The organism is Lipingzhangella halophila, assembly GCF_014203805.1.
Taxonomy (GTDB): Bacteria; Actinomycetota; Actinomycetes; order Streptosporangiales; family Streptosporangiaceae; genus Lipingzhangella; species Lipingzhangella halophila.
On record NZ_JACHJT010000001.1, the window covers coordinates 3,773,672 to 3,798,294 of the forward strand.

At 67.8% G+C, this 24,623-nt stretch carries 30 protein-coding genes and 1 pseudogene; 10 read left to right on the plus strand and 21 right to left on the minus strand.

What is annotated here, in order from left to right; all coding sequences use genetic code 11:
* Positions 1-38: 38 nt before the first annotated feature.
* Positions 39-293 (minus strand): FAD-dependent monooxygenase, encoded by a 255-nt coding sequence (locus F4561_RS17405; protein ID WP_184580389.1) that lies wholly within the window; start codon positions 291-293, stop codon positions 39-41.
* On the opposite strand from F4561_RS17405, the gene F4561_RS17410 reads away from it, so the two are divergent.
* Entirely contained in the window at positions 292-861 is a 570-nt protein-coding gene (locus F4561_RS17410; protein ID WP_184580391.1) for a hypothetical protein, read from the plus strand. The two genes, F4561_RS17405 and F4561_RS17410, sit on opposite strands and share 2 nt — an antisense overlap.
* A 303-nt stretch (positions 862-1,164) precedes the next feature.
* Here the strand turns inward: F4561_RS17410 and F4561_RS17415 are convergent, their stop codons facing one another.
* The 3 genes from F4561_RS17415 to F4561_RS17425 form a co-directional block, all read right to left on the minus strand.
* Complete coding sequence (locus F4561_RS17415) at positions 1,165-1,944, minus strand: SDR family NAD(P)-dependent oxidoreductase (protein ID WP_184580392.1); 780 nt, start codon at positions 1,942-1,944, stop codon at positions 1,165-1,167.
* A gap of 154 nt (positions 1,945-2,098) precedes the next feature.
* Complete coding sequence (locus F4561_RS17420) at positions 2,099-3,283, minus strand: FAD-dependent monooxygenase (RefSeq protein WP_184580394.1); 1,185 nt, start codon at positions 3,281-3,283, stop codon at positions 2,099-2,101.
* Between the two features lie 35 nt (positions 3,284-3,318).
* Positions 3,319-4,278, minus strand: a complete 960-nt coding sequence (locus F4561_RS17425; protein ID WP_221445522.1) for a hypothetical protein — start codon at positions 4,276-4,278, stop codon at positions 3,319-3,321.
* A gap of 69 nt (positions 4,279-4,347) precedes the next feature.
* On the opposite strand from F4561_RS17425, the gene F4561_RS17430 reads away from it, so the two are divergent.
* Positions 4,348-4,986: a TetR/AcrR family transcriptional regulator C-terminal domain-containing protein gene (locus F4561_RS17430; protein ID WP_184580396.1), complete on the plus strand. Its 639-nt coding sequence runs from the start codon at positions 4,348-4,350 to the stop codon at positions 4,984-4,986.
* A 262-nt stretch (positions 4,987-5,248) separates the two neighbouring features.
* On the opposite strand, the gene F4561_RS33340 is transcribed toward F4561_RS17430, so the two are convergent.
* The 3 genes from F4561_RS33340 to F4561_RS17440 all read right to left on the minus strand — a co-directional run bounded on the left by F4561_RS33340 (position 5,249) and on the right by F4561_RS17440 (position 7,584).
* Positions 5,249-5,383: a hypothetical protein gene (locus tag F4561_RS33340; RefSeq protein WP_281384100.1), complete on the minus strand. Its 135-nt coding sequence runs from the start codon at positions 5,381-5,383 to the stop codon at positions 5,249-5,251.
* A 284-nt stretch (positions 5,384-5,667) separates the two neighbouring features.
* Complete coding sequence (locus F4561_RS17435; protein ID WP_184580398.1) at positions 5,668-6,027, minus strand: putative quinol monooxygenase; 360 nt, start codon at positions 6,025-6,027, stop codon at positions 5,668-5,670.
* Positions 6,028-6,705: 678 nt separating this feature from the next.
* Entirely contained in the window at positions 6,706-7,584 is an 879-nt protein-coding gene (locus F4561_RS17440) for a helix-turn-helix domain-containing protein (RefSeq protein ID WP_184580400.1), read from the minus strand.
* Between the two features lie 101 nt (positions 7,585-7,685).
* Between F4561_RS17440 and F4561_RS17445 the strand changes: the two genes are divergently transcribed.
* On the plus strand, positions 7,686-8,516 hold the full coding sequence (locus tag F4561_RS17445; protein ID WP_184580402.1) for an SDR family oxidoreductase: 831 nt from the start codon (positions 7,686-7,688) through the stop codon (positions 8,514-8,516).
* Here F4561_RS17445 and F4561_RS33980 read toward each other — a convergent pair.
* The 3 genes from F4561_RS33980 to F4561_RS33985 all read right to left on the minus strand — a co-directional run bounded on the left by F4561_RS33980 (position 8,424) and on the right by F4561_RS33985 (position 9,897).
* A complete protein-coding gene (locus tag F4561_RS33980) occupies positions 8,424-9,074 on the minus strand; it encodes an NAD-dependent epimerase/dehydratase family protein (RefSeq protein ID WP_184580404.1) in 651 nt (216 codons plus the stop codon). The genes F4561_RS17445 and F4561_RS33980 overlap by 93 nt on opposite strands.
* Positions 9,075-9,203: 129 nt before the next feature.
* Complete coding sequence (locus F4561_RS32065; protein ID WP_221446082.1) at positions 9,204-9,692, minus strand: MmyB family transcriptional regulator; 489 nt, start codon at positions 9,690-9,692, stop codon at positions 9,204-9,206.
* Positions 9,595-9,897 (minus strand): MmyB family transcriptional regulator, encoded by a 303-nt coding sequence (locus tag F4561_RS33985; protein WP_376773665.1) that lies wholly within the window; start codon positions 9,895-9,897, stop codon positions 9,595-9,597. The genes F4561_RS32065 and F4561_RS33985 overlap by 98 nt, the downstream gene beginning before the upstream one ends.
* A 70-nt stretch (positions 9,898-9,967) precedes the next feature.
* Between F4561_RS33985 and F4561_RS17460 the strand changes: the two genes are divergently transcribed.
* A complete protein-coding gene (locus tag F4561_RS17460; RefSeq protein WP_184584259.1) occupies positions 9,968-10,108 on the plus strand; it encodes a hypothetical protein in 141 nt (46 codons plus the stop codon).
* A gap of 98 nt (positions 10,109-10,206) precedes the next feature.
* Here the strand turns inward: F4561_RS17460 and F4561_RS17465 are convergent, their stop codons facing one another.
* The 3 genes and pseudogenes from F4561_RS17465 to F4561_RS33990 all read right to left on the minus strand — a co-directional run.
* On the minus strand, positions 10,207-10,371 hold the full coding sequence (locus F4561_RS17465; RefSeq protein ID WP_184580406.1) for a hypothetical protein: 165 nt from the start codon (positions 10,369-10,371) through the stop codon (positions 10,207-10,209).
* Between the two features lie 20 nt (positions 10,372-10,391).
* Positions 10,392-10,793, minus strand: a complete 402-nt coding sequence (locus F4561_RS17470) for a hypothetical protein (protein WP_184580408.1) — start codon at positions 10,791-10,793, stop codon at positions 10,392-10,394.
* Positions 10,794-10,825: 32 nt separating this feature from the next.
* Positions 10,826-11,140: pseudogene (locus F4561_RS33990) on the minus strand (hypothetical protein); the annotation flags it as partial.
* A gap of 315 nt (positions 11,141-11,455) precedes the next feature.
* On the opposite strand from F4561_RS33990, the gene F4561_RS33740 reads away from it, so the two are divergent.
* From F4561_RS33740 to F4561_RS17485, 3 genes are all read left to right on the plus strand, one after another.
* Complete coding sequence (locus F4561_RS33740; protein ID WP_184580410.1) at positions 11,456-13,105, plus strand: LuxR family transcriptional regulator; 1,650 nt, start codon at positions 11,456-11,458, stop codon at positions 13,103-13,105.
* 157 nt (positions 13,106-13,262) lie between these two features.
* Entirely contained in the window at positions 13,263-14,339 is a 1,077-nt protein-coding gene (locus tag F4561_RS17480) for a methyltransferase domain-containing protein (RefSeq protein ID WP_184580412.1), read from the plus strand.
* A 434-nt stretch (positions 14,340-14,773) separates the two neighbouring features.
* The gene (locus F4561_RS17485; protein ID WP_184580414.1) at positions 14,774-15,175 is read left to right on the plus strand and encodes a 3'-5' exonuclease; all 402 of its coding nucleotides are present in this window, start codon (positions 14,774-14,776) and stop codon (positions 15,173-15,175) included.
* A 437-nt stretch (positions 15,176-15,612) separates the two neighbouring features.
* Here the strand turns inward: F4561_RS17485 and F4561_RS17490 are convergent, their stop codons facing one another.
* The 3 genes from F4561_RS17490 to F4561_RS33995 form a co-directional block, all read right to left on the minus strand.
* On the minus strand, positions 15,613-15,855 hold the full coding sequence (locus tag F4561_RS17490) for a DUF2637 domain-containing protein (protein ID WP_184580415.1): 243 nt from the start codon (positions 15,853-15,855) through the stop codon (positions 15,613-15,615).
* Positions 15,856-16,324: 469 nt separating this feature from the next.
* Complete coding sequence (locus tag F4561_RS32650) at positions 16,325-17,077, minus strand: site-specific integrase (protein WP_246437220.1); 753 nt, start codon at positions 17,075-17,077, stop codon at positions 16,325-16,327.
* A 5-nt stretch (positions 17,078-17,082) separates the two neighbouring features.
* Entirely contained in the window at positions 17,083-17,469 is a 387-nt protein-coding gene (locus F4561_RS33995) for an AMP-binding protein (RefSeq protein ID WP_184580416.1), read from the minus strand.
* Positions 17,470-17,707: 238 nt separating this feature from the next.
* Between F4561_RS33995 and F4561_RS17505 the strand changes: the two genes are divergently transcribed.
* Positions 17,708-18,010 (plus strand): helix-turn-helix transcriptional regulator, encoded by a 303-nt coding sequence (locus tag F4561_RS17505; protein WP_281384245.1) that lies wholly within the window; start codon positions 17,708-17,710, stop codon positions 18,008-18,010.
* Positions 18,011-18,391: 381 nt separating this feature from the next.
* Here F4561_RS17505 and F4561_RS17510 read toward each other — a convergent pair whose 3' ends face one another.
* The 5 genes from F4561_RS17510 to F4561_RS17530 all read right to left on the minus strand — a co-directional run bounded on the left by F4561_RS17510 (position 18,392) and on the right by F4561_RS17530 (position 22,031).
* The gene (locus F4561_RS17510; protein ID WP_184580418.1) at positions 18,392-19,093 is read right to left on the minus strand and encodes a glycosyltransferase family 2 protein; all 702 of its coding nucleotides are present in this window, start codon (positions 19,091-19,093) and stop codon (positions 18,392-18,394) included.
* Positions 19,090-19,698 carry an SAM-dependent methyltransferase gene (locus tag F4561_RS17515; protein ID WP_312885337.1) on the minus strand — a complete coding sequence of 203 codons (609 nt, stop codon included), beginning with the start codon at positions 19,696-19,698 and terminating at the stop codon, positions 19,090-19,092. The genes F4561_RS17510 and F4561_RS17515 overlap by 4 nt, the downstream gene beginning before the upstream one ends.
* Positions 19,695-20,456: a PIG-L deacetylase family protein gene (locus tag F4561_RS17520; RefSeq protein ID WP_184580419.1), complete on the minus strand. Its 762-nt coding sequence runs from the start codon at positions 20,454-20,456 to the stop codon at positions 19,695-19,697. The genes F4561_RS17515 and F4561_RS17520 overlap by 4 nt, the downstream gene beginning before the upstream one ends.
* The gene (locus F4561_RS17525; RefSeq protein ID WP_312885338.1) at positions 20,443-21,471 is read right to left on the minus strand and encodes an acyl-CoA dehydrogenase family protein; all 1,029 of its coding nucleotides are present in this window, start codon (positions 21,469-21,471) and stop codon (positions 20,443-20,445) included. The genes F4561_RS17520 and F4561_RS17525 overlap by 14 nt, the downstream gene beginning before the upstream one ends.
* Before the next feature lie 104 nt (positions 21,472-21,575).
* Positions 21,576-22,031, minus strand: a complete 456-nt coding sequence (locus F4561_RS17530) for an SRPBCC family protein (RefSeq protein ID WP_184580420.1) — start codon at positions 22,029-22,031, stop codon at positions 21,576-21,578.
* Positions 22,032-22,315: 284 nt separating this feature from the next.
* Here F4561_RS17530 and F4561_RS17535 point away from each other — a divergent pair, with 284 nt between their 5' ends.
* On the plus strand, positions 22,316-22,663 hold the full coding sequence (locus tag F4561_RS17535) for a hypothetical protein (RefSeq protein WP_221445524.1): 348 nt from the start codon (positions 22,316-22,318) through the stop codon (positions 22,661-22,663).
* A gap of 948 nt (positions 22,664-23,611) precedes the next feature.
* A complete protein-coding gene (locus tag F4561_RS17540; RefSeq protein WP_184580421.1) occupies positions 23,612-24,508 on the plus strand; it encodes a LysR family transcriptional regulator in 897 nt (298 codons plus the stop codon).
* The last annotated feature ends 115 nt before the right edge of the window (positions 24,509-24,623 follow it).

Sequence of the window (24,623 nt, forward strand, 5' to 3'; positions counted from 1 at the left end):
ATGGCCCTTTCTGGAATCGTATGGCGGAGCCGCCGTGCCTAGGCGCAGCTGAACCGCCTGTTCATCGCCGCACCACCGCACCGCCGCACGGCCCCGGGGGCGGGCGGCGGTGCGCTGCTCAAGCCGGAGGTGTCCAGCAGTCCCGGGAGGGCGCCGCCGCCGACCACACCGGCGAGTTTCCAACCGAGGTTGTCGGCGCCCGGAATGCCGGAGTTCATCCTCTGGCCGCCTGCGGACGGGTGGACATGGGAGTCTCCGACGATCAGGGGGCCCGTGCGGTAGTTCTCCACCATGCGGACGTTCACCTGTTACACCGACAGCCAGGTGGCGATGGCCGGCACCAGGGCGCCTTCACCGGCGTTTAGCGAAAAACTGCTGGTACCGCGCCAGGGACAGGTTCCGGGCTCGGCACCGGGAAGGATCGGGCTTTGGAACCGCCCGAGGCCGCTGCCGGGCAGGGGTGAGGCCGAGCCTGCCGTGTTCGGACATCCAGATGTGCACGTTGCTGCAGTCCAGCGTCGGCACGGTGACGTAGCCCGGGTACTAGCGCTGCTATTCGTGGGTCTCGCCGACCATGGCCAGCCCGGCCAATTTGCTGATGCTGCGCCTACTGCCGTCAACTCCGACCACGCAGCGGGCTCAGACGGCCGGTTCGCCTGTGGAGGGGCGCAGGACGACGGTGGCACCGGTCTCGTCCTGGTCAAGACGGACCGCTTCAGCGCCGAACTCCACGCCTCCGCCGAGTTGCTCGAGCCGCTGCCGCAACGCGTGCTCGGTATCGAACTGGCCGATCCACAGCCCATCGGGATAGGGCGTGCAACTCGGCTCGGCGGCCCGGTCGCCTGGCCGGACACGGCATAGCGGGCGGCCGGTTCGACATTCGTAGCCCGGCGCAGCCGAACGCCGTCCGCGTTGTCCCACGGCTCCTCTGAAACGGTTGCGGTCACGATCCTCGATTCGTGGCTTTTGTGCTTCACAGGCAAGCTGCCGACCTCACGAGTCGTCGTCGGCCCGACCGCACGCGGGACTCCCGGATCCCGCCGTGCCAGGACCTCGGCCACATCAGCAACCGTCGCTACCGTTCGTTCAGGCAGGGAACGTCTCGAAGTTGACCGCACCGCGGTGGTTGCCGCTGCCGCATCGCACCGGACATGGTGTTACGTGTCACATAGGCACGACCGCGGTCTTTCCGCCGTCCACAGTCAGCGTCACGCCGTTGATGTAGGACGCCTTGGGTGACACGAGGAACCGGACAGCGTTCGCGACGTCTTCGGGGTTTCCGCCACGTCCGGCGGGCAGCGAGGCGAGGTAGGTCCCGTACATGTCGCGGATGCCCTCGTTCGCCGGGGTGAGGATGAAGCCGGGATCGACGGAGTTGACCCGCACCCCTCGGGGGCCGTATTCCGCCGTCCACGACTTGGTCATCATGGAGAGCGCCGCCTTCGAGGCCTGGAAGGCGGCCGTGCCGGCAGCGGCCATCGAGGTGCTCAAGCTCCCCATGTTGACGATGGCCCCTCGACCGCGCTCGGCCATCGCCGGAGCGAAGGCGCCCGTCAGGATGAACGGCGCCTTGGCGTGGAGGTTGAAGGCCGCGTCGTACGCCTCCTCCGGAGTGGACTCCGTCGGCGCGAAACCTCCGCCGCCGGCGTTGTGCACCAGGATGTCGAGCGGGCCGTCCATGGCGTCGTGCATCTGCGCCACCAGATCGCGCACCGCTGCGGAATCGCCGAGGTCGGCGACCAGATCGATCGCGCGGCCGCCTGCGGCCTCGATGGATCGGCGCGTCTCGGCGGCCCGGTCTCGATCGCGACCCGTGACGATGACCGAGTACCCGTCCTCGGCCAGGCCGACCGCCGTCGCGTGACCGATCCCACTTGTCGAACCAGTCACCAGTGCCCACGAAGAGTTTGGCGCGGAGGTCTCCGAGTGGCTGTGCTCGCTCATTGCTGCGTTCCTCTCACATTCCCTAATTGGAAGATCACGCGGGCGATCATCGTGGTCGTTTTGCTCTGCAGATGTTCCAGACCCGGAGTTCTGGACGGACGGCGTGGAGGGTCACCGATCGGGTTCGCCGGCCTGCCGTGCACTGTTGTCTTGTTCATGCCGATGTCCTGGCACGGGCCTTCGCCAACCTCCGCTCCCGCGCTGTGCACGCGAGGCGCAGGACCACCGAGCGAAGCGCCTCGACGGGACGGCTCGACGGCACGAACATCTGCTGCTTCAACCGTGCGATTCGCTGGTGCTTCCTGATGAACGGGCGCAACCGTGACTCCCAGCCGGTCAGGGCGGCGTCGAGGTCGTCCGGGGACTCCAGCAGTGCCCTGCCGAGCTCGGCGCCACCTCGGAGGGCGGCTGTGGCTCCCATTCCCGAGTAGAGGTTCGGACACCACGCCGCGTCGCCCAACAGGGCGACCCGTCCGTTGCTCCACCGGGGCATCTTCACCTGGTGCACCGAGTCGAACAGGAACTCCGGCGTCTTTTCCAGGGCCGCCAAGGCGTGCCGCACCGCGGGGTCGTCCATCTCGGAGAAAACCGTGCGCAGGCGCTGGATCGCGGATCCAGTGAACTGCCTCCGGGTGTCTTCGGTGCGGTAGGTCAGCAGGACGGTGGGGGGCCGGTCGGCGAACCCGAACACCCACACCGCACGGCCCGCGCGGGCACTGATGATGCTGTCCGTCTCGGCGAAGGACGGCACCTGTTCCTGGAGCTGGAACACGCAGATCATCGCGTCCCACTTCGTCATGTAGTCCTCGTGCGGGCCGAAGACCATGCGGCGCACGCGCGATCGCAGCCCGTCGGCGCCGACGACCAGGTCGAAGTTCTCGCGGTGCTGCGCGCCGGTACCGGCGTCCTCGAACAGCACCCGCACGTCGCCGCCGGTGTCGTCGATCTCGACGGGTGCCGTCGCGAACCGCACGTCGATGGGCTCGCCCGTCGTGTCCCCGCAGGTGCTCCGCCAGAGAGCGGCTTCGATGTCGCCGCGGACCACTGCCGCGGGGTCACCCGGCTGGTGCAGGAATCCCACGCCCGGCTCACGGTTCCCGCGCCGGGTCAGCGACCACGCCTTCCCGCCGTCGGGCGGATTGCGGGTGTGCAGGTAGCCGGCGATACCGAGGTCGACGGCCGCCTGCCTGCCCTCCGGCATCAGGCCGACGAAGTAACCACCTTTTCGCCGTTCCGGGGCCCGTTCGACGATCACCGGTGTCCAGCCGGCTTGCCGCAGCCCGATCGCAGCGGACATGCCCGCGATCCCCAGCCCGACGACCAATGCCCGCTTCTGCACGATGCCGTTCTCCCCTCTCCTCGAATCGGGTCCGGTCAGTCCGGGACGATGACGGCGCGGGCGCGTCCCTGGTGCGACCAGGCCTCGCCGACGCGGCTGAGCGGGTAGACGGTGTACGGCGCGTCGAAGGTGCCGTCGGCGAACCGGGCGATGATCTCGGGAAGTTCGGCGATCATCTGCGCCTTCGATACCGAGCCCGCGCCGCTACCGCTGATCCGGATTCGCCGGCTGCGCAGCAGCGCCGCGGGCAGCGCCGCTTCGGTTCCGGCGAGCGAGCCGATCTGCACGTAGTCGATGGCCGCGCTGTCGTCGTCCGTGCCGGGACTTGCCAGTGCGGCGAAGGCGGCCTCGGCGACAGGACCCCACACGAAGTCGAGTACGAGGGTGGGCTGCGCCTCGGCGACGGCCGCGCCGAGGGCGGCCGTCCAGGCGTCGGGTGCCGCGGCCGCGAGGGCAACGGTGACGGCGCCGAGTCCGCGCAGCCGCTCGAGGGCCTCGTGGTCGCGCCCGGCCGCGAGGACACGTTCCGCGCCGAGGGACAGCGCCGCCCGCACGGCCAGGCTGCCCGACATGCCGGTCGCGCCGAGCACCAGCACGGTGCCCAGCTCGCCCGCCTCCGCGCGCCGGGCGGCCAGCGCCATCCAGCCCGACATGGCGGGATTCATGCCGGCGGCGACCGCGAGCGGATCGGCCCCGGCGGGCAGCTCCACCTCAAACGGGGTGACCAGCCATTCGGCCATCGTGCCCCACGGCGACCGGGCGAGGCCCGTGTAGACCAGCCGCCCGTCGTCGGTCCGAGCCACGGCGTCGACGCCCGGTACGAGGGGATACGCCTGTTCGCTGCCGTAGTGGTGGCCGGAGGCCAGTGCGCGGACGACGTGGTGCAGACCCGCGCCCGCGAGTCGCAGCGGCCGCCGGCCCGGCTGCTGTTCCGGGTCCGGGAAGTCCGCGCAGACGGGGGCCGCTTCGGGGGTGTTGACGACTGCGGCACGCACGACAATCTCCTTAACTAAGTTCAATTCGGCTATCTCGCATAGTTCCTGAACTTTGTTAAAGTGTCAACCGTGGCAAAGGGCATCACGCGGGAGCGGATCGTGGCGGCGGCGCTCGAGCTGCTCAACGACAAGGGCATGGACGCTCTCACCGTCCGCGCGCTCGCTTCCCGGCTCGACGTAGCGGCCCCCGCGCTGTACTGGCACGTCCGCAATAAGCAGGAACTGCTCGACGAGATGAGCACGGTCGTCATGCGCCGCGTCACCGACGCGCTCTCGGGGATCCCTCCCGGGGAGAGCTGGCGTGACGACGTAGCCGCCTACGCCCGCGTCCTGCGCTCGGAGTACCTGCTCCACCGGGACGGGGCGCGCATCTTCAGCGGCACGCGGATCTCCGATCCGGAAGTGGTGAAGGCGAAGGAGCCCTGGCTCGCGCGCTTGACAGCGGCCGGATTCACGCTCGCCGAGGCGGACGACGCCCTCGACCTGGTCACCGCGTTCGTGGTCGGCTTCGTCATCGAGGAACAGGAGCGGGACCAGTCGGCCGGCCCCGACCCGGACCGTTATTCGCTCGCCGAGCGTGACGCGTGGCTGGGCGACGGTGCCGAACTGGTCAAGGCCGCCGGGCACCTCCGCGACGACGGTGACCGAAGGTTCGAACGACAGCTCGGCGCCGTTCTCGACGGGCTCGCGGCCCGCCTGCGCCGCTGACGGCCCGGCACGGAGAGAGACAGGGGGCGGGGTTCGCGGCCAGGCCACGAGGCCATGACGGTCGGCGTAGACGACGGCCTGGACGCGGTCGCGCAGGCCGAGTTTGGTGAGGATATGCGGGAGACGTAGGCCTTGACGGTCTCCTGTTCGACAGCACTGTGCGGCAGGCGGCCGCGGCAGCACACGCCAAACGGATCACCGGCGTCGGCTGATCATGAGGTTTGCGGAAACTTCGGGCGTTGGGCGATGAGGCGTCGACGGTTCATTTCCACGTGCGTGGAAAGCGGATATCGCGACCCGCGAAGCCGCCCACACGGGAGATGACGCCGACAGCGCGGACGGTGGACAGCCGTCCGGCGATCACCACCTCATCGCCTTCGCGCACCGCGAGCTGCACGTGTCCCTAAGGCGCTGTACGCAGGTCCTCCATGTACGACAGCGCCGCCGTGCGCAGCGGCACGCTGAGGGGCGACCATGTACCTAGCCGAAACAGCCCCATACCGGCCGTTAGCGCCCCGTCTTCGGTGCGGTCGAGCACCCCCGCACCAACCGGTTCCAGCGCCGGCCGCCGCACGGTCGCGTGCGGCAAGCCGGTGGCCCGGCCCAGATCGGCGACGAACGATATTCCGGGCTGGGCTGTCAGGGTCGGTGTCGGCTCAGCCCAGCCCGGAGACGGGCGTTTCAGGCCCGTGGATCTCTCTCGTTGAGCGTGTCGTACTTGCGCACTTCATTGCGCATGTAGGGACTCCATTTGGCGAAGAACGCCATGACCTCCGGTGTAGCGAGGTGTCGGTCGAGCGCCTCCTGGGACGTCCACTGCTCGAGTACCGTGACGGCTCCGGCCGCTGCGTCGTCCACGCAGAACGAGATCAGCACGTTGCCCGGGTTCGCCGCAGCGATCGGATAGGTCGCCTGCGCCTCGGCCACGAACGTCTCGATGTCCCTGGCGGGAACGAAAACCCGGCCGGCGACGATGAGTGCCGTCCGCACAGACGGTTGCGTCTCCGCGGTGGGGGCCGCCCTGTCCTGAGGGGAATCCATTGTTCGTTCTCATCTTTGGTGTCCTGGCACAGATCCGGCAGGACCTGTACGTGCACGGTAAACCGTGACGCCGGTGTCAGGGGCAAATGTGAGATGCGAGGGTTCGGTCACTACTCCCAATCAGGCGCGTATCCTGTCGGATCCTGACGGGGGTGAGCCTGGCCGTTCCCATGGAAGGGTGAGGCCCGGCCGAGACCGCACTGTTCCGCTCTCCTGCCGACTCCGGTCAGACCGCGTACCGGTAGGCCGAGTAGGTGAGGTGACCTGCGTCGCCGCCCTGGTAGTGCGTGGTCTCGTCGGCGGGCGCGATCGGCAGGCCAGTGCGTAGTCTTCGACCAGACCGGGGTTGACAATGACGGCGCGACCGAAACCGGTCAGATCCGCGCCCAACCCGAGGAGTGGACTGGACCGCCTGGCCTATCTTGTCCCCCGCCTGCGGGACCTCCTCCCGACCCAACCAGGTTGAACGCCGGTTCGGCCTGATCCAGCCCACCCTGCTCGCCCGCTGGTCGGTTCTGCTCGACCGACCAACTCAAAGAGTGGATCGAAACCTGGGCCGCGCCCACCCTGATACCAGGTGGCCTGATCATCCCGTGAGATGGGGAACCCGGAACGGAGGCGTTCGACGAGGTCTGGGTTCGCAATGAAGGAGGGGCCGAAGCTGATGCGGCCGGATCGTCAGCAGCCGTTGCGCCGGCGCGGTCCGGACTGTGCAAAAGCGGGCGTATCAGCGTTCCCGGGCGAGAGGGAGGCGAGGAGGGCGAGTTTCTCCGCGGATTCGGTTCCCGGTTCGGCGTGGTAGATGACCAGCTGTTGCTCTTCGGCGCCCGTGACGGCGAACTTGTCGAACTCCATCCGCAAGTCGCCGACCTGCGGATGGTCGATGCGGTAGGGACCGTGGCCGGGGTGGGGACGTACGTCGTGGCGCGCCCACAGGCGCCGGAACAGGTCGCTCTTGAGGCTCAGTTCGCCGACCAGTTCTGTCAGTCGCGGTGTGTCGAGGTCGGCACCCGTTGTACTGCGCAAGAGGGCGACCAGACCGGCCACGGCGCCCTCCCAGTCGGGAAAGGCCTCACGGGCATCGGGGTCGAGCAGCACCGAACGCAGCACGTTGGACCCTGGGGCGAAGACGGGGGAGAGCGCGATCGCGATCGGGTTCGCGGCAAGAATGTCGAGGTACCGGCCTTCGATGTAGGCGGGAGTGTCGTGCCAGGTGTTGATCAACTGGGCGAGGCCGGGGCGAACTCGCTCGCTCCGGCTCCGTGCACGCCGCCGCTGGCGGGGCGCCGGGTCTGCGAGGGTGTGCAGGTGGGCGGTGGCCCCGGCGTCGAGGGTGAGGGCGCGGGCCACGGCGTCGAGAACCTGAGCAGAGGGGTGCCGATCGCGGCCTTGTTCCAGGCGGGTGTAGTACTCGGTGCTGATTCCCGCCAGGAGCGCTACCTCGTCGCGGCGCAAGCCGGGCACCCGCCGATGGCTGGTGATGGTCAGGCCTGCGTCTTCGGGCCGGGTCTGGTCCCGCTTGGCGCGCAGGAACTCTCCGATCCTGTTCTGGTCCACGTCTCCATCGTAGGTTCGCCCCGGGCTTTATGAATGCCCCTACTGGCACCCCCCTCAGCAGGGCTCTGGCTGCATGCGCGTGGGCGAATGAGACTGAAGGCATGACTCGTACATGGCTTATCACCGGAGTGAGCAGCGGATTCGGCCGTAAGCTCGCTGAGCAGCTGCTGTCGCGGGGGGAGTGTGTGGCGGGCACCGCTCGCCGTCTGGAGGCAGTGGCCGACCTCACCGCCGACTACCCCGACGCGTTCAACGTGTGGCACCTCGATGTGACTGATACGCCCCGCATTCGGGAAGTCGTGGATGACGCGCACGAGCGTTTCGGACGACTGGATGTGGTCGTGAGCAACGCCGGCTACGGCTTGTTCGGCGCGGCTGAGGAGGCCACGGACGAACAGGTTCGGCACCAGATCGACACGAACCTGGTCGGCTCAATCCAGCTCCTCCGCGCCGTGCTCCCGCACCTCCGCGCCGACGGCGGGGGGCGCATCCTGCAACTTTCCTCGGTGGGCGGCCACACGGCGGGACCTGGCGGCACCCTCTACCAAGCCACCAAATGGGGCATCGAGGGCTTTACGGAGGCCCTCGCCGCAGAGGTTGCCCCGTTCAACATCAGTGTCACCATCGTCGAGCCGGGTGGCGCCCGCACCAGCTTCGCGGGCGGTAGCCTGCGCCTGCCTCCCAAGCTGGACGCCTACGACATCTCCCCGGCCTCCGACGTCCGCCAGGCTCTGGAAGCCGGTGTCGACGCTCCCGGCGATCCCGCCCGGATAGCTACGGCCATGATCAACAGCGTGGACCAGGTTCCCGCCCCGCTGAGGCTGCCGCTGGGCAGCGACTCATGGACCCCGATCGTCAGCGCGTTGGAAAGTCGGCTGGAAGACCTGCGGGCGCGCAAGGACGTTGCCCTGTCGGTCGAATCGGCTGACTGACCACAAGCGCCGCGTGCCAGGCCCAGCGGCCCGGCACGCGGCGCGCCCGGGGATCACACATGGCCCTCTTACCAGTAGTACTTCGTTAGCTCGTGTCCGGACGATGCTGCTGTGGTAAGGGCTTGTCACACACGTGGCACCCGCCGGTCCAGCACAGCAGCCCCCTCCAGCGCTTGTATGCCAGTGACCACCGGGAACTGGCTCTGTCGGGGATTTCGTGACGGCCGCTTTTAGCACCCGCAGCGTTCCCTCGCGGGCGACGTCGACCATCGTGGCGAGGTCATCGGCGCCCTGGGTTCCCAGGGGCGCCGCCATGTGGATGACGCTCCCGCAGCCGCGCATGGCCTCCTCCCAACCGGCGTCATTCCTCAGCTCGGCGGCGACGAAGGAAAGCCGGTCTCCGGCGTCGACGTGGGGCTCGGTTCGGGAGCGCACGGCCTTCTCGCGGCTCAGGTCCCGGACTGTGGCGCGGACGTCGTAGCCGCGTCCGAGCAGCTCGATGATGGTCTGGGAAGCGATCCAGCCGGTTCCTCCCGTGACCAGGACGGTCTTCGGCATCGTGCTAGTCCTCTCGAAAGGCGTCGTGCCCAATTAGCATCCGATGCCGCGCAGAAACGGAGAAGTGCCCCCGTGATCCTAGGGAGTGGCAGGGTCCCTCTCGCATGCGCCGTGCTCCGCGGCGACCCGTCACGATTCCGCTTGCCTACTCGGTGCGGCCGGACCACTCAGCGTGCTGGGCGGGGGCGCGGAGAGCTGTGCCTGGTCGGAGGGCGCGGCGTTCGAGAGCGATGCGAGCATGCGGAGCTTCTCCGCGGCATCACTGTCATCGTCGGGGTAGTACACGACGAGGATGGGGTCACCGACAGGAAGCTTGTCGCGGTTGAATCTCACCGGGCCGACGACCGGGTGGTTGATGGTCGTGGTTCCGCCCTCGAGCCGACCAATGTCATGGCGTGCCCACAGTGCCCGGAAGCGCTCGCTGGCCTGCGAGAGCTCGTCGACGAGTTCGACGCTCCTCGCATCGTCAGTGTCGTCTCCGATGGAGCCGCGGAACGCCGCGACAAAACCCGCAGTCGCGCTATCCCAATCGGTGTGGAAGTCCTTGTTCCTCGGGGTCGAGCAGAAGCGAGCGCAGACGGTTCTCGCCCGGGCGCAGGCAAGGGGAGAGTGCCACAGCTAACGGACTGGACGCGAGCACGTCGAACGCGCGTCCTTCGATAAACGCGGGCACCTGTAAGGCAACCAGCAGGTGCCGAAGCCGTTCGGGGACGCGCTCGTCTCGCCGGCGCCCATGGGGCCTCGGCCGTGCGGCCACCAGGCGGAACAAATGGTCCCGTTCGACGTCGTCCAGGAGCAGGACCCGGGCAAGCGCGTCGGGCACCTGCGGCGAGGGGTTCCGATCACGGCCGCGCTCAAGCCGCGCCGCCGAACAGGGCCGTGTCGCCCGAGATGTGCACGTCGCGCAGATGTTCGAGGTCGAGGACGAGTCCTTCCTCGCGCAGCGCGCGGCCGGCCCCAATTCAAGAACCGGAGCGGCCTACGTCCCTTGCGGTACTGCCCGCACCGCCTACGCCATCGCCCATGACGAGTAGCGGTCCCGATTGGCCAGCATGCCGAGTCGCTCTGCCGCCCAGAGACAGGCTGTCCGACCTGTGAAGGCCCCTGGATCGCACCCTCGATGGGCTGCCGGCTACACCACCGCCTTGTCGAAGCGCCCCTTCTGCTCCCACTGCTTGATCAGTCGCCCCCAACGGTCTTTGTGGTCGAAGCGGGCCGCGATCTCGCGGCCAGTGGGGAGGGACCCGTCTGCGCGTCGGTTGTCCAGCGCCCGGCGCCAGGCCTCCAGTTGGATCAAAGGCACCGCATCCGAGGGCTTCACGGTCTCCGTGGCAACGTTCGTCCCAGGCTCGGCGGTCGCCTCGACGACGTGCAGACGCGGGCGACTGTCGACGTGGTGAGCCGACACGCCTTGTTCTGTTCCGGGAGGTTGTTGACGCCGACGCAGGGGTGACATGAGGAGAGCAGACCCCGGCAGCGATGATGAGAAGCGCCAACGACATAGGCGCCGATGCTGGAACCGGTGAAGCGGTGCCAGTCACCGATCTCGGTGGCCAGGCCAAAGGCGGTGACGGTGGAGATCCCGCGCAGGCACCGCAACCGGTCCATGACCGGGGCCCAGTCCCCCTCGGTGGCCGCGTGTGCGATGGCCTCATCCAGCCGGTCACGGCGATCCTGGGTGAGCAGGACCTGTTCCTGTTCTTGAGCCGGGCTGGGCACCGTGACCGGGGGATTTCGTCCAGCCGTAACAGGCGGGCCAGGTGCAGCGCGTCGCGGGCGTCGGTCTTGGCCCGCTTGCCGCTAGGCCGTTGCAGTTTGGACGGGGCCGCCACTGTGCAGTCGATGTGGGCCCCAGCCAGGGCGAAGCCGGTGGGTCCGGCCTCATAGGCCACGCGTACCGGCTCAGGCAGGGTGCGGATCCAGTCCAGGATCTGGGTATGGCCGCCACTGAGGCGAGTGGTCGTGATTTCGCCGGTGGGGTCGATGATCGCGCACGCGGTGGTGGAACGGGCGTGCACGTCCAGCCCGACGGTCGTAGGCGCGAAAGACACCGGGGCCTCCCGCACATGTAGGCACTACCGTCCAGGTTCTGCCTGGTCAGCAACCCACGACAACGTGCGCGTGAGGTCCCGGCCTTTCCGCGAACCCTCCCTACATACCGTCTAGCTGTGATGGCCGGCCATGGGAAAATGCCGTTCGCCTTGGACGGCCGACCCTGCGCGGGACCACGGTCGGTGCGGGGCCAGCGTGGAGGGCTGTCCCGGCCGGGGACGTGTCACTAGCCTGGCAAGATGGGAGCGGGCACCAGCCCGTCAGCCGCTGGGTTGCACACCGTCCGGCGGCCTGCGGTGTTCGCGGGGTGCGAGGTAGGGAGGCAGCTGGTGGAGGCCCCGCTCGAACAGGCACGCGAAGCCTATGCCGACTTTCGCTGGAACGATGCCTATGCGCAGTTCCGCGCCGCGCGGGAGGCCGGGGGACTCGGTATCGACGACCTGGCCGCGCTGGCCGACGCGGCGTGGTGGCTGGGCCGCAACGACGAGTCCCTGACGCTGGCGGAGCAGGTATACCGTGGCCACCTGCAGCACGAGGATGCAGCCCGAGCCGCGCAACTCGCCGTGGAGGTCGGCTTCCTCTGGCTGCTCCGGGGCGAGCCGACCATCGGCTCGGGGTGGATCAGTCGCGCCACCCGCCTGCTCGACGACGTGCCCGAGTGCGGGGCACACGGTTACCTGCGCTACCTCGAGGCTGCCGAAGCGCTGGACCAGGGCAGGCTCGCGGACGCGCTCGACGCGGCCCAGTACATGCGCCAGGTGGCCGACCGGTGCGACGATCGCACACTGTACGCGGGCGGACTCGTCACCGAGGGCATCGCCGTCGTCAAGCAGGGGCGTGTCGGCGCGGGCTTGGCGGTACTCGACGAGGCGATGCTGCCAGTACGCGCGGGAGAGGTCGCCCCCAAATGGGTGGGCAACCTGTACTGCCAGCTGATGAGCCTGTTCATCGAAATGGCCGACGTCCGCCGTGCCCGCGACTGGACCGCTGCGACGGAGCGCTGGTGCGACAGGCACAGCAGCCCCGCGATGTTCGCCGGCGTCTGCCGAGTGCACCGCGCGCAGCTGCTACGCCTCGCCGGGGCGTGGCGCGACGCCGAGCAGCACGCGGCGCAGGCGTGCCGAGACCTCGCCGATATGAACGTCGGTGTGGTCGCGGAGGGCCACTACGTACTCGGAGAGCTGTGTCGACTCCGTGACGACCTCGCCGGTGCGCAGGCCGCCTACGATCGGGCGGACGAGCTCGGCCGGGATCCGCAGCCGGGCCGGGCTCTGCTGCGGCTCGCCCAAGGGCGCGGCGATGCGGCCGCCAGGGAGCTTCGCACCGCCCTGTCCGGCACGGACCAGCCGCTCGGTCGGGCGCCGTTGCTCAGCGCACAGGTCGATGTCGCGGCGGCCACCGGAGACGCCGACCTGGCTCGCCGAGCCGCCGGTGAGCTGGGGGACGTCGCCGACACCTACGGCACGGCCGGTCTGGTGGCCGCCGCGCGGCAGGCCGGGGGAACGGCACGACTGGTCATGGGCGAGGCGGAGCGCGCCCTGCCACTGCTGCGGGACGCGATGCGCCGGTGGCGCGCACTGGACGCCCGATACGACGCGGCGCGAGTCCGGTGCCTGCTCGCGCGAGCGCTCCACGCCCTAGGCGACGGAGACGCGGCGGTGCGCGAGAGCGCCACGGCGTCAGCGGTGTTCGCGGAATTGGGTGCGGCGGGCGCGGCGGGTGATTTCGTCACGCCGCCCGAGGCCGACGCCGCAGGCGAGGGCGTGCTTCCCGGCGGTCTGTCGCCGCGGGAGGCCGAGGTGCTCACATGCGTGGCGGCGGGCCTTGCGAACCGCAGGATCGCTGGCGCACTGGCGATCAGCGAGCGGACGGTCGAACGTCACCTTGCCAACATCTTCCGCAAGCTCGGCGTCGCGTCGCGCACCGAAGCGGCAGGCTACGCGTTCGAGCACGGGCTGGTCCACCCGCGCGGCTCTTAGCGTGCGCGCCGCCTGCCGGTGCGGTCGGCGGTGCGTGGAAACACCCACGGATCGGCCGGGCGGGTGCGTGGTTTCGCGGAAGTCGTCGCGTATCGCCGACGCGCATGCTGAATCCGACTCGGAAACGACCGACCGCCGAGGAACCGGAGGTGTTGTCATGACAGCGACGACGATCGACGAGCAGCGGGTCCAGCAGTGCGTCGAGCGCTTGTTCGGGGCGTACGTGGAGAGCATGCTCGTGCTGATGATCGACCTGGCCAACCGGACCGGCTTGCTGGACGCACTGGCCGAGGCCCCCGGGACCAGTGCGGAGGTGGCCGACCGGGCGGGTCTCACCGAGCGCTACACGCGCGAGTGCCTCGGCGCGCTGGTGACCGGGGGCCTCGTCGAATACGATCCCGCCGCCGAGCGGTACACGCTTCCGCCCGAGCACGCCCTGTGCCTCACCGGGGGTGGAGCGACGAACGTGGCCCCGGTGAGCCGGGTGCCGACGCTGCTCGCCCACTACGTCGCCGACGCGGCGACCGTGGTCCGCGACGGCGGCGGCATCCCCTACGAGCGGTTCCGGCCGGAATTCACCACGGTCATGGACGGACTCTCCCGCGCGACGTTCGACCAGCATCTCGTCGAATCCATCCTGTCGGCCGCCAACGGTCTGACCACCGACCTCCATCGCGGAATCCGCGTCGCCGACATCGGCTGCGGAACCGGCCACAGCACCGTCGTCCTTGCGCGCGAGTTCCCGGAGTCGGTCTTCGTCGGTTACGACTTGAGCGACGACGCACTAGCCACCGGACGCGCCGAGGCCGCCGAGGCCGGGATCACGAACGTCCGGTTCGAAAACCTCGACATCGCCCGGATCCCGGACGACCCGCCGTTCCACGCGATCGTCGGCTTCGACGTCATCCACGACCAGGCCAACCCGGCCGGCGTCCTCCGGCGGGTGCACCGCGCGCTCGTACCGGGCGGGGTGTTCCTGATGATGGACATCAAGGCCTCCAGCCGACTTGAGAACAACATCGCCAATCCGCTGGGGCCGCTCCTGTACTCAGTGAGTACGCTGCACTGCATGACCGTCTCGCTCGCCCAGGGCGGCGCCGGGCTCGGCACGGTGTGGGGCGAGGAGCTGGCCCGGCAGATGCTCGCCGATGCCGGCTTCGCGGACGTTACCGTCCACGAGGTGCCGGACGACCCGCTGAACCAGGTCTACGTGGCGCGTGCGGCGACCGCGTGAACCAAACGGGGGCACGGAATCCGGTGGTTGATCTATCTGTGCCCCCACTGCGACATTTCCGGGGTTCCGCGGCCGCTGTGGAACCCCGAGAACGTCGCAGTCGGTGAGCGAACGCGCGGTTCCGGCTCAGACGGGCTCGACCGGGCACGAACGCTAACGCGTGCCGGGTACCAGCTGAGCGGGGTTACACGCTGACCGGGTTCGCCGACCAGAGCCACCCGCCCCGGATGGTCAAACAGGCCTACGGGCTCACCCCTGCTGTGCGGGTGAGGGCTACAGGGATCGCCCGCTGATAGAGGGAAGAGACGGCTCTTCAGTTCGCCAGCCGACTAAAGCGACTCCTTCTCAGGTCACGGGCGCGGGTCCGGGTTGCATCCTTCGCCGAGGGGGACCTGGCCGCCTGGCGCCCAGTCATATTCGAGTTCCTGGACCTGTTGTCGCGCGCTGTCCTAAGCATTCTCTCGCTGTCCTACGAGCAAGGCTCGCGTCTTGATGATGTCATCGAAGACGCGCTGGATGCATTCGGTACAGAGCTCGCGGTCGATGGGGATCCGATCCGAGCGCTGAAGCGGCTGAGTGAACTCGATGCCGTGAGGATCCTGACTATCCACAAGTGCAAGGAGCTGGAGTTCCAGAAGGTGGTTGTCCTGGGCGTCGAAAAGGATCTTTTCTGGAGCGATTCAGCGAAATCGGAGTTCTTCGTGGCCGTCTCTCGGGCCAAGGACGAGATTGCCGTGACACACGTGGGCTTCCGGGCACTACCGAGTTCGTCCGTGAAGGTGTGGTGGGAGAACCGCACTGTCCACGATCATTTTCTGTCCTATGCCCTCAAGTAGCCCTCACGATGATAATTTACCAGCCAACCACGATCATCTATTCTCGCCACTCTCTGGTCCCATGTAGTAGGCGGTCTGCGCCGTCGTGAGGCAGCGGCGCTTGCTCTGGCTTCCGCGCGGAGTGAAACCAACAGTCCCAACGCTCCTCGGGGAAGTCCTCAGCAACGGGCGATAGGAAGAACCGTACGCGGCCCGGGTCTCCGGGTTGGGCAGCGGAAAGTGCGTCTCCCCTTCCCGTGTCGCAGTGACGAGCGGCCCGGTGCTCCATTGGTGCTCGTATATCGGGGGCAACCCTGGCATAGGACGTACGCAGCGGCACTACCGTGCTGTGCCGAGTGGACGGAGAACTTCTAATCCGATAGTCGGAGACACCAAGTGCCGAGACGCGTCGCGTCGATCTTCGCTTGCCCCCTCGTGCTGTATGACAGGTAATCGGATCATGCGATCTTCCACGGCAGCACTCCCCCGCGCCTTCCCTGGCGGGCGTCACTGAGTAATGCCATGGAGGCGGCGACGATCATGCCGTCGACCGACAGCGGGAACAGGCCGGCGCGCCAGGCGAGCTCACCGTGGCGCAGCGTGAGTTCGAACATGTGGGCGTAGGAGACGACCGCGGCGATCGCGGCCAGCAGACAGACGGTCGCGACGGTGGTCCACCGCGAGACGGGTGAGGTGTGCATGGCGGGTCACTCACTCTTTCCCAGGTGAAAGGAACGGTGAGGGAGCCGCACACGGCCGCGCTACAGCGCGTGATGAGAGGTGGAACGCCGGATCCGCGTGGGAGACAGCGCTGCGCGCCCGGCGCGCTGGGAGACGAGTGGGAGACAAGAACCGCGCCCACCCTCTCCCAACGGCCGCGAACGGCTCCCAAGAGACCCACCTGACCTGCCCGGAAACCAAGACGAACTGGTCACAGGAACGGCGTGACTACCTTGACACGGTAGAGGTCACTGGTTCGAGTCCAGTATCGCCCACCAGTATCACCGCAGGTCAAAGGCCGCTTCGGCGGCCTTTTTCCTTTTCGTGCGTCGACAGCCGTGGAGACGAACTTACCTTGGCTCCGTCACGGAGCCTCCTGCTCATCAGGTGCACGGTAGTACTCGCCGAGCCGCGGAACCGTCTCCACGATCCACTGGCGCTCGGGCGGTTTCAGCGCCTGCAGGCTGCGGCGCCAGCGGTCTTCCACGATGGTGCGCACCTGCTCCTCATCGCCGGGGTCACGTGCTCATACACCTCGCCCATCCCCCGCATCCGATGCCCCAACCGGGCCGCCCGCGCGACCTCGGGAACCCCGTCCTCGGCCAGCCACGTGCGGTGGGTGTGGCGGCCCTCATTGAAGGTGAACCCGGGCAGGATCGGCGCCCGCCGCCACCATTGCTCGGCCTCGCCGGTGCGCCCATCCTCCTGCAGCAGCACGCCAAGGTTGTACATCGCCTCGGTGACCCCGTTCTCGGCGGCGCGGCGCCAGGCGGTCTCGGCCACGGCGTGGTCTCCGTCGGTGTAGGAGGTGACGCCGATCGCGAAGCGGTCCTCGTCGCCTGCCCAGTCGAGCGCCGCTCGCCACAACACCGCCGCAGGCACCGGTTCCTCGCGCATGAGGTAGTCCAAAGCCCGCCAGCGCTCCTGGCCGTGGTCGGCGGGCACCAGCAGGCTGGCCACCTCATGGCGCACCCACGTGGCCCCCTCCCACGCCGCTTCGGCGGCCTCGGCCGCCGGGGGCGGGGGCGGCAGGTAAAGCTCGGCGGCCTCCTCGATCCGGCCCCGGCTCAGCGGCGCCGACAAGCCGGTGCGGGCCAGATCCACCGCCGCGGCCACCAAGGCATAGCCCCGGGGATGGCCGGCGGCGGGGCCATGGCGCCAGATGTCTTCCAGCTCCGGCCCGCCGCCCACGTGGGCGGCCACCCCCATTACCTTTTAGAACGGTCCCGCAATGGGGCTCCCGGCCTTCGGCTCGGCATGACTGGCCCCCCTGTAACCGATGATCCGGGGGTGGTGTCACCGGGTCCGAAGGCACCGCATGACCGCTGATAGAAGCACAGATCGACACAAACGCGTTCGGGGTCGCGACGGCGACCTCGCCGACTTCTCCTTGGGCAAGGCGCGCCTTCCTCGTCGACGACGGTGATTCGCGCATTCGGGGTCGGCTTACCGGCCGAACGCAGCCAGCGGCCGCCCTCCGCGAGGTGATCGTCGGGCGGGAGGTACGTCAGCGGGGCTCCCTCGTTCTGCCCGTAGATCTGCAGCAGGATGTCCCCGTAAACGCCCCTGGCCTCGTGCAGCGCGGTCTCGGTCATGGGCCCCGCCGTAGACGATGGCGCGGAGGCTGCTCAGGTCGGTGCTGCTCGCGGACGGGTAGCTGCGCGGCTATCTGCACCATGGTCGGGACCCCAAAGGTCAAGGTGCACCGATACTTCTCGATCGCCCGGAGATAGGCCCCGGGTTCGAATGTGCGCTGCACGACGACCGGCCCGCCTTCGGTGAGCACGGAGGGGAGAGGAGGGAGATCTGACGGGGGCGTCCATCGGTGCCGCCCTGGGGTGGTCGCTGCGCCAGATCCAACTGGCGATGCAGGCAGCGGGAACCACTCCACGTGAGCTGATCAGAGAAGAACGGCTCGTCCTGGCACGCGACCGGCTCACCATCCAGGCCTACCGCGGCACGCCCATCTTCGAACTCGCTCACCGCACGGGGTTCGGTTCGGCCAGCGCGTTCAGTACCGCGTTCCGGCAACGGTTCGGAGTCACTCCCCGTGAGCTACGCCGCGCGCACTGTGCCGAGACCGACGCTGGCGACCTCACGCGGTGCCTCGGCGCCCGGCCGCCGCCGCGACGTTGATCCCGAGGGTGGCGAGTGCTGTTCCGGCGACCATGGTTCAGCGCACCCTCACCACGCCGCCGGCCGCGGCGGCGTCTGGCGGCAGAGCGAGGTGATCCGGCTCTCGCAATCCGTCGTTGGAGCAGGCCGGCCACACGGAACATGTGCGGGTACTTCAGCGGCTTGTCAGCTCCCTCGGTCACCGAGCAGACCGCGATGGACAAGCTCCACGAGCTGTTCACCGGGAATGTCTGCCCCCTCCATCCCCCTGAACCCTTACGTTTCGCGTGGGGACAAGGGTTTTGGCAATCCTTACTGTCCCAGTTCAGGAGCACCTTCCGCATGTTCAGAGGGGTCGGCGGGCACGCTCTCAGTGAAAGCCCGAGGAGCACCACAAGCAGATCACAGCCCGATTTCGTTCACCATGCAGGTGAGCGTATCGCCGAAGCCACCACACACACGCGCGTCTGGGCGCGCCGAAGTGAGTACCGAAAGGTCGGAGGGGCGGCGGATGCTGTGGCCGCGGGCACGCAGTGCGGCGACCAGGGTGCTGTCCTCCGAGCAGGCGAGTCCGCGAAACCCTCCGGAGGCAAGGTAGGCCGAGGCCCGTATGCCGAGATTGGCCCCGTGGATATGCGGGTGTTCAAAACGACCGGCGCGGTAACGTTGCGCGAATGCTTCGGCTAGACCGGGCGGGCGCTGGGACCAGTCCTGCACGACGACCGTGCCCGCGACTGCGTCCCACCCGGCGTCGGCGTATCGCAACTGTTCAGGTAGCCACTGGAGAGGGACGAGGCTGTCGGCGTCGGTCGTGGCCAGCCAGATTTCCTCCGCTGAGCGCACCCCGGTAATACCGAGCGCGTAGCGCATCCCCTCGGATCGCGCCACCCCTACACTGCGATGGGCGATCTCCACCACGTGCGCGCCCATGCCACGGGCAATGGCAGCAGTAGCGTCGTTACACGCGTCAGCCACCACCACCAGATGCTGCCGCTCGGGTGCCAGGCGGCACGAAGCCAAGGAGGCGGTTACGGCGCGTAGGCAGGGGACGATCACGCTGGCTTCATCATGGGCCGGAACCGCCACTGCGGCGGCGCGGATCACACCAGGCCTTCACTCTCGGCAACCGACCTCGCTGGGCCAGAGCCCACTGTGTAAACGTCGAGAAGGAAATCCGCCTCGACGTGCCCGACCACGTGGTGCAGCCTGGGGGACGCTGCCAATGCGGCGTGGGCGTTCTCGCCGGAGCGGACATGCTCCTCGACCTGATGCTGCCAGTGCACCGCTACCAGTGTTCCCTCCGGGCGGAGCGAGTCCACTGACCTCGCGAGAATGGCGGCCAAGTCGGCGTCATCGAAGTAGTAGAGCAATTCTGACAGCACGATCAGGTCGAAGTCGCCCTCCGGCCACTCCCAGGGAACGCGGCCTTGGGCCAGGTGCACGTGTTCGAGGTCGACCAGGGCGCGTTTGGCCTGTTCCACCGCGGCAGGTGCCCCCTCCCATGCAAGTAGGAAATCGCAATGTTCCGCCAATTCCCGGGTCAGCGCGCCGATCGAACTCCCCGGTTCGAATGCGCGGTGGTACCGTTCGTGCGGTAACGACGCCACGGTGAGGGCCCGCTTCCGGCGCTCGTACCAACGGGCATTGAAGCTCCAGGGGTCATTGGATTCGGCATACATCCTGTTGAAATAGTTGTTTCCGACCGTCACCAGAAGACCGTCTCAGTGTCGCGGGAGAAGTGGGCGAGCATTTCCGGGCTGAGAGTCGCCGCGTCCTCGGGATACTCGCTGAGCGGAGCAATCTGCGATGTGAAGCAGCCCAGTGCTGCACACTTACGACGCCGCACATACTCGGGCAACACAATCTGGTGCGCCTCGTGCCAGGGCACCTCGGGCTGGCCCGGCCGCGCCCAGTGCCACATCCACACGGGGTAACGCGCCAACGGGGTTGCGGCGGCGGCGCATGCGAGATGGGCAGCCCGGCCGACCGCGTCGTGGTCAGGGTGCAGGTCCGCCCTCCACGGGGCTACGCACAGATCAAACTCCACGCACAGCGCTCTCAGCCGTGTGGCCACCTCCACTTCGGCGGTGGCGACCGCGCCGTCGGGAAGGCAGAGCTGCACCACCTCAGCGTCGACGCCGAGGTGGTGCAGTGCGTTGGCCCGCTCTCCCTCTCTCCGTCGGGCCATCTCCCCCCGGGTGAGAGTTGTGCTGTTGGGATGTGAAGCCTCGCCCTCAGTCACGGCGACGATACGAAGCTGGGCGCCGAAGCCGGCCAACAGAGCAAGGCCGCCGCCGAACCCGAGCACCTCGTCGTCGGGGTGCGGAGCTATCACGACCACGCTGCGAACTCCGGAAAGCTCCACCGTGGGCAGCTCCGCGAGCGTCGGCCACGTCCGCCATTCGCTCTCAGATGTCCCCTCGGCGCCGATGGGGCGCCGACGGGTCCTTTCACTAGCTCTCGACATCGGTGCCCCCTTCGTGCGCGGCCGCAGCCGTTCCGAGCCCAGCGAGGTCACGGTCGCCACGGTGCTGGCGAAGGTACACGGCCAGGTCTTCGACCGCGTGCGCGTAGTGCGGATCGAAGGCGAGCGGCCCCGCGCCAAGTGCCTCCCCGGTGTGGCGCAGCACCCCAGCGCAAGCTGAGGCCACCACCGCCCTGACTCGCATGGCGCGCATCTTCGCCCCTGCTTCATAGTCCTCAGGGTCGGCGTCGACCTCCTCGGCCGCTCTACGAAGCACCGTCTCGGCGGAATACAACTCGCGGTCAATAGCGCCGTAGCGTGCCCGCGTCTGGACATCAGCGTTGCCGCTCGCCGCCTGGGTGGCCAGCGGCTGGGAGACGGCGAGCGCGCCGCCGTACCAGCATGCGGCCACACCGATGCCGCCGTGGTGAAATCCAGGGCGCGCGATATAGTCGCCAACCCGCCCGACCGGCTCTGCCGCAACATCATCGAAGATCAGAGTCAGCGTGTCGCTGGCTGCCATCCCGGCTGCCGCCCACGTATCCGGCGCGGCGACAGCGGCCTCGGCACGCACAGCGAACAGCTGCCGCTCTGCCTCACTGACAAGCGCACTGACCAGGGCGTGAGTGCAGACACGCGCACCCGAGCAGAATTGTTTGACGCCGTTCAGCCGCCACCCTGAACCCTCCGACTGCGCATGAAGGTCGGGTCCTGGTGGATGCGCCGTCCACACACCCCACACGGACCCCGGCTCGGGGGGTGAGGCTTTGAGTTCGGCCAAGATAGCCACCGCGTCGGCGTGCCCCTCGGCCAGACGCACAAGTGAGAGGTCGCGGCGTGCGAGGTCGCGTAGTATCGCCCACCGTTGCCATGTGTTGCCATGACCGGGTAATGGGAGGTCAAGGTGTCCCTCATCGATCTCCTCGCAAAGCCACGCGGCGACGCGCTTCCGATGTTCGTCCGCCGTGTTCGTTTCGGCGCGCCCCAAGGCACCTAGGAAGGTTTCAGAATCGGACACCCTGCTACCTCCTCCGCGGTAATGGCAAGGACGCCAAACCTCCGTTCCTTTCGAAAGCTTCGCCACGATGCGCTGCTCGTGTCATCGACGTTGCGCGGTAAGGGTCAGGAGCCGCCGACTGTGCCGCGCCACCCTCCTGTGGGCGTCCTGCGCTGCTCGATGAACTCCTTGAACCGCTTCATGTCACCCTTGATTCGGCTCTTGACCAGGCCGAGTTTGTCCCCGAGCTGCTCGGCGACCCCTTCGGGGACCGTGTCGAGCTGAAGTGTGACGCGGGCCCAGCCTTCCGAGAGGTGATGAAAGGTCACCACGCCCGCGTGCGTGGTGCCGTCAGTCGTACGCCAGGCCACACGCTCATCGGGGTACTGTTCAGTGATCTCGACGGCAAACTCCCGTTCCTGGCCTGCGATGTCGATCGTCCACGTCATATGTGTGTCGTCGCGCTGAATGACCTGGGAGACCCCCGACATAAAATGCGGGAAATCCTCGAACTGAGTCCACTGGTTGTAGGCGGTGTGCACGGGAACGTTAACCTCGACCGTCTCAATAAGCTCAGACATGGCTACCGTTTCCTCTCTGGAGTGGGACTCTCTAAGACATCGTGACGCCGCAGCTACCCGAGGCCCCGAGGCGTAATCGTCAACCCGCAGGCCCGGTGTCCCGCCCCTGAGACGTTGAAGGCGGTCTGGCTGCTCCCCATGGGGAGCAGCGCCCGGCTGAGTCTTCGAGGTGGCCAGGGCCGGGGGGCCGACGTGGCACGTATGCGGGGCCCAGTTCGGGTAGTTGGCCAGTCGTCAGTAGCAGTGTCTAGAGCCTCAAACATCCAACCGAGCTTGGAAGGTGGGTGGAGGAGATGCCCCGTCAGGCGTGGACTGGCAAGCGGGAGCGCCAATACGAGCACATCAAACGGCAGACAGAAGATCGCGGATCCAGCACCGAGCGTGCCGAGGAGATCGCCGCACGGACGGTGAACAAAGAACGCGCACAGCAGGGCGAGGCCAGCCAGCGCAGCAGGACCGCCACCGAGGACCTCTCACCCGAACGTCGAGGTGGACGCCGCTCCGGGAACCAAGCCGGCCCGGGAGGGCGGACCAAGCAACAACTCTACGAGGACGCACGCAAGGCAGGCATACGTGGACGCTCGAACATGACCAAGGCCCAGCTGGAAAAGGCCCTTCGTAACAAGAAATGAAAGGCCACAACCTAGACGGAGGGGGTCCAGGAGCAACCGCTCCAGCAATCGAGGAACGCCGCGATGCGGCTGCCTGCAAAGCCGCATCGCGCACAGGGAGCGCAGCCTGTCAATCCCGATTGACTCGTGATCCGGATGCTCTAGTTGGACTTCCGTTTTGGCGTGATTTTCAGAGCGCCTCATTTTCAGAGTGCCTCACCGCGATAGTGACATCGCCGGACCCGTGCCTGGTGAGCGCGTCTGAACACCGACCAGGCCAACACGTGCTCTGAGGAGCTCAGTGATTTCCACCATGTCGAAACGTCTCCTTGCCATCGGCTCCCCCTCCACGCTGAACCTCAAGCGAGGAGAGCCTGTCCGTTCATGATGGCCAGGTCCACCACGACACGCACCCCGGCCCCATGGGAAGTTCGTGATCTCCGCGCCTTCAAAACTGAGGAATCTTGTGATCGTCAACAGCCACGCGCTCACACGCCGAGCAGCGCGGACAGGCGGGTTGGCCTGCTGCCGTCCATTGCAGTCCCTGTAGACCCGACGCTGCCCTGAGCCGCAAAGCAACCGGTGATCGACTAGTCATTGCCCTGTGGTCTTGGTCGAGTCTCATCGCAGGGTGCGGTGCACCCCGAGGCGCTGCGGTAGTGGGTCAAGCGCGCCGGGGGCGACGCCGGCGAGGCGCCGGGCCAGACCACCGAGCCCGGCCGGGCCGGAGGCAGGTAACGCGGCCTGCACCAGAGCCGGGGCACATCATGTGCGCGGGAGCACGCATCACAACCCATGGAATGGGTCCACGCTCCGTCGGACTTCACGGGATTGCCCTTTAATTTATTTGTTACTGTTTGTCGTAAATGCCAGGCAGTTAGCCCCCGGCCGTGCGCACCGACCTCCCACACTGGTCGGCCTTCGCTGAGGTCGTCGTCACCAGCGTGCGGCCCGACGGAGGATCCCAGCATGGAGCGAAAACACCTGGAGTACTTCCTGGCCATCGCGAGCCACGGAAGCTTCACGGGGGCCGCGAGGGCACTGGCGGTGGCACAGCCGTCGCTGTCCTATGCCATCTCGACCCTAGAAGGGGAGATCGGCGCTCCGATCTTCCGGCGTCTCGGCCGCGGCGTGGTGCTGACATCCGTGGGTGAGGCGCTTATGGAACCGGCGCGGCAGGTACTCCGCGACTTCACCAGAGTGCAGGCCGCAGCCGAGCGGGTGACCGGGCTGGTGTCCGGACGGCTTGACATCGTCGCCGTTACGACCCTGGCCGTCGATCCACTGGCGGAGTTCGTCGGTGCGTTCCGGAGTCGGTACCCCGGTATCGAACTCAGCGTCACTGACCCCGAGAATGCCGCCGCGGTCATCGACGTCGTGCGCCGCGGACAGTGTGAGCTGGGGCTGACCGAACACGATATCTCCACTGCGGGCCTTCGGACTTTGCGGCTTCCCGAACAAGAGATGATGGCGGTCCTACCTCCTGCGGCCTCGGCACCCGACTCCGAAACGCTCTCCGTGCGCCGGCTCGCGGACCTCGACCTCGTCACCACACCTCGTGGGACGACCACCAGGAGCGTTCTCGATGACGTTCTCGCGCTCGTCGGAGCACCACCGCGCATCGCGGTCGAGACCACGCACCGTGCGGCCATCGTCCCTCTTGTTCTCACCGGCGCCGGCGCGAGTCTCCTGCCGCGCAACCTCGCACTCGACGCAAAGGCCCTCGGCGCCGTGGTCGCGCGGATCGACCCGCCGCTGACCCGGCGCGGGGTGCTCGTCTGGCTGCCCGGCGGCCTGTCGTCCGCCGCCGAGGCGTTCGTCGATCTTGTGACGCACTGGCCGCGCGACAAACCCGCGTCCTCCTGAGGAACTCCGATCCGGGCGCCCGATACCACATCGATCCTCCCATAGACCCTCTCTATGGGAGTGCTTCAATATTCGTCTAGCTCGTAGCAGCGCAACGGATTGATCCGCGTATGCG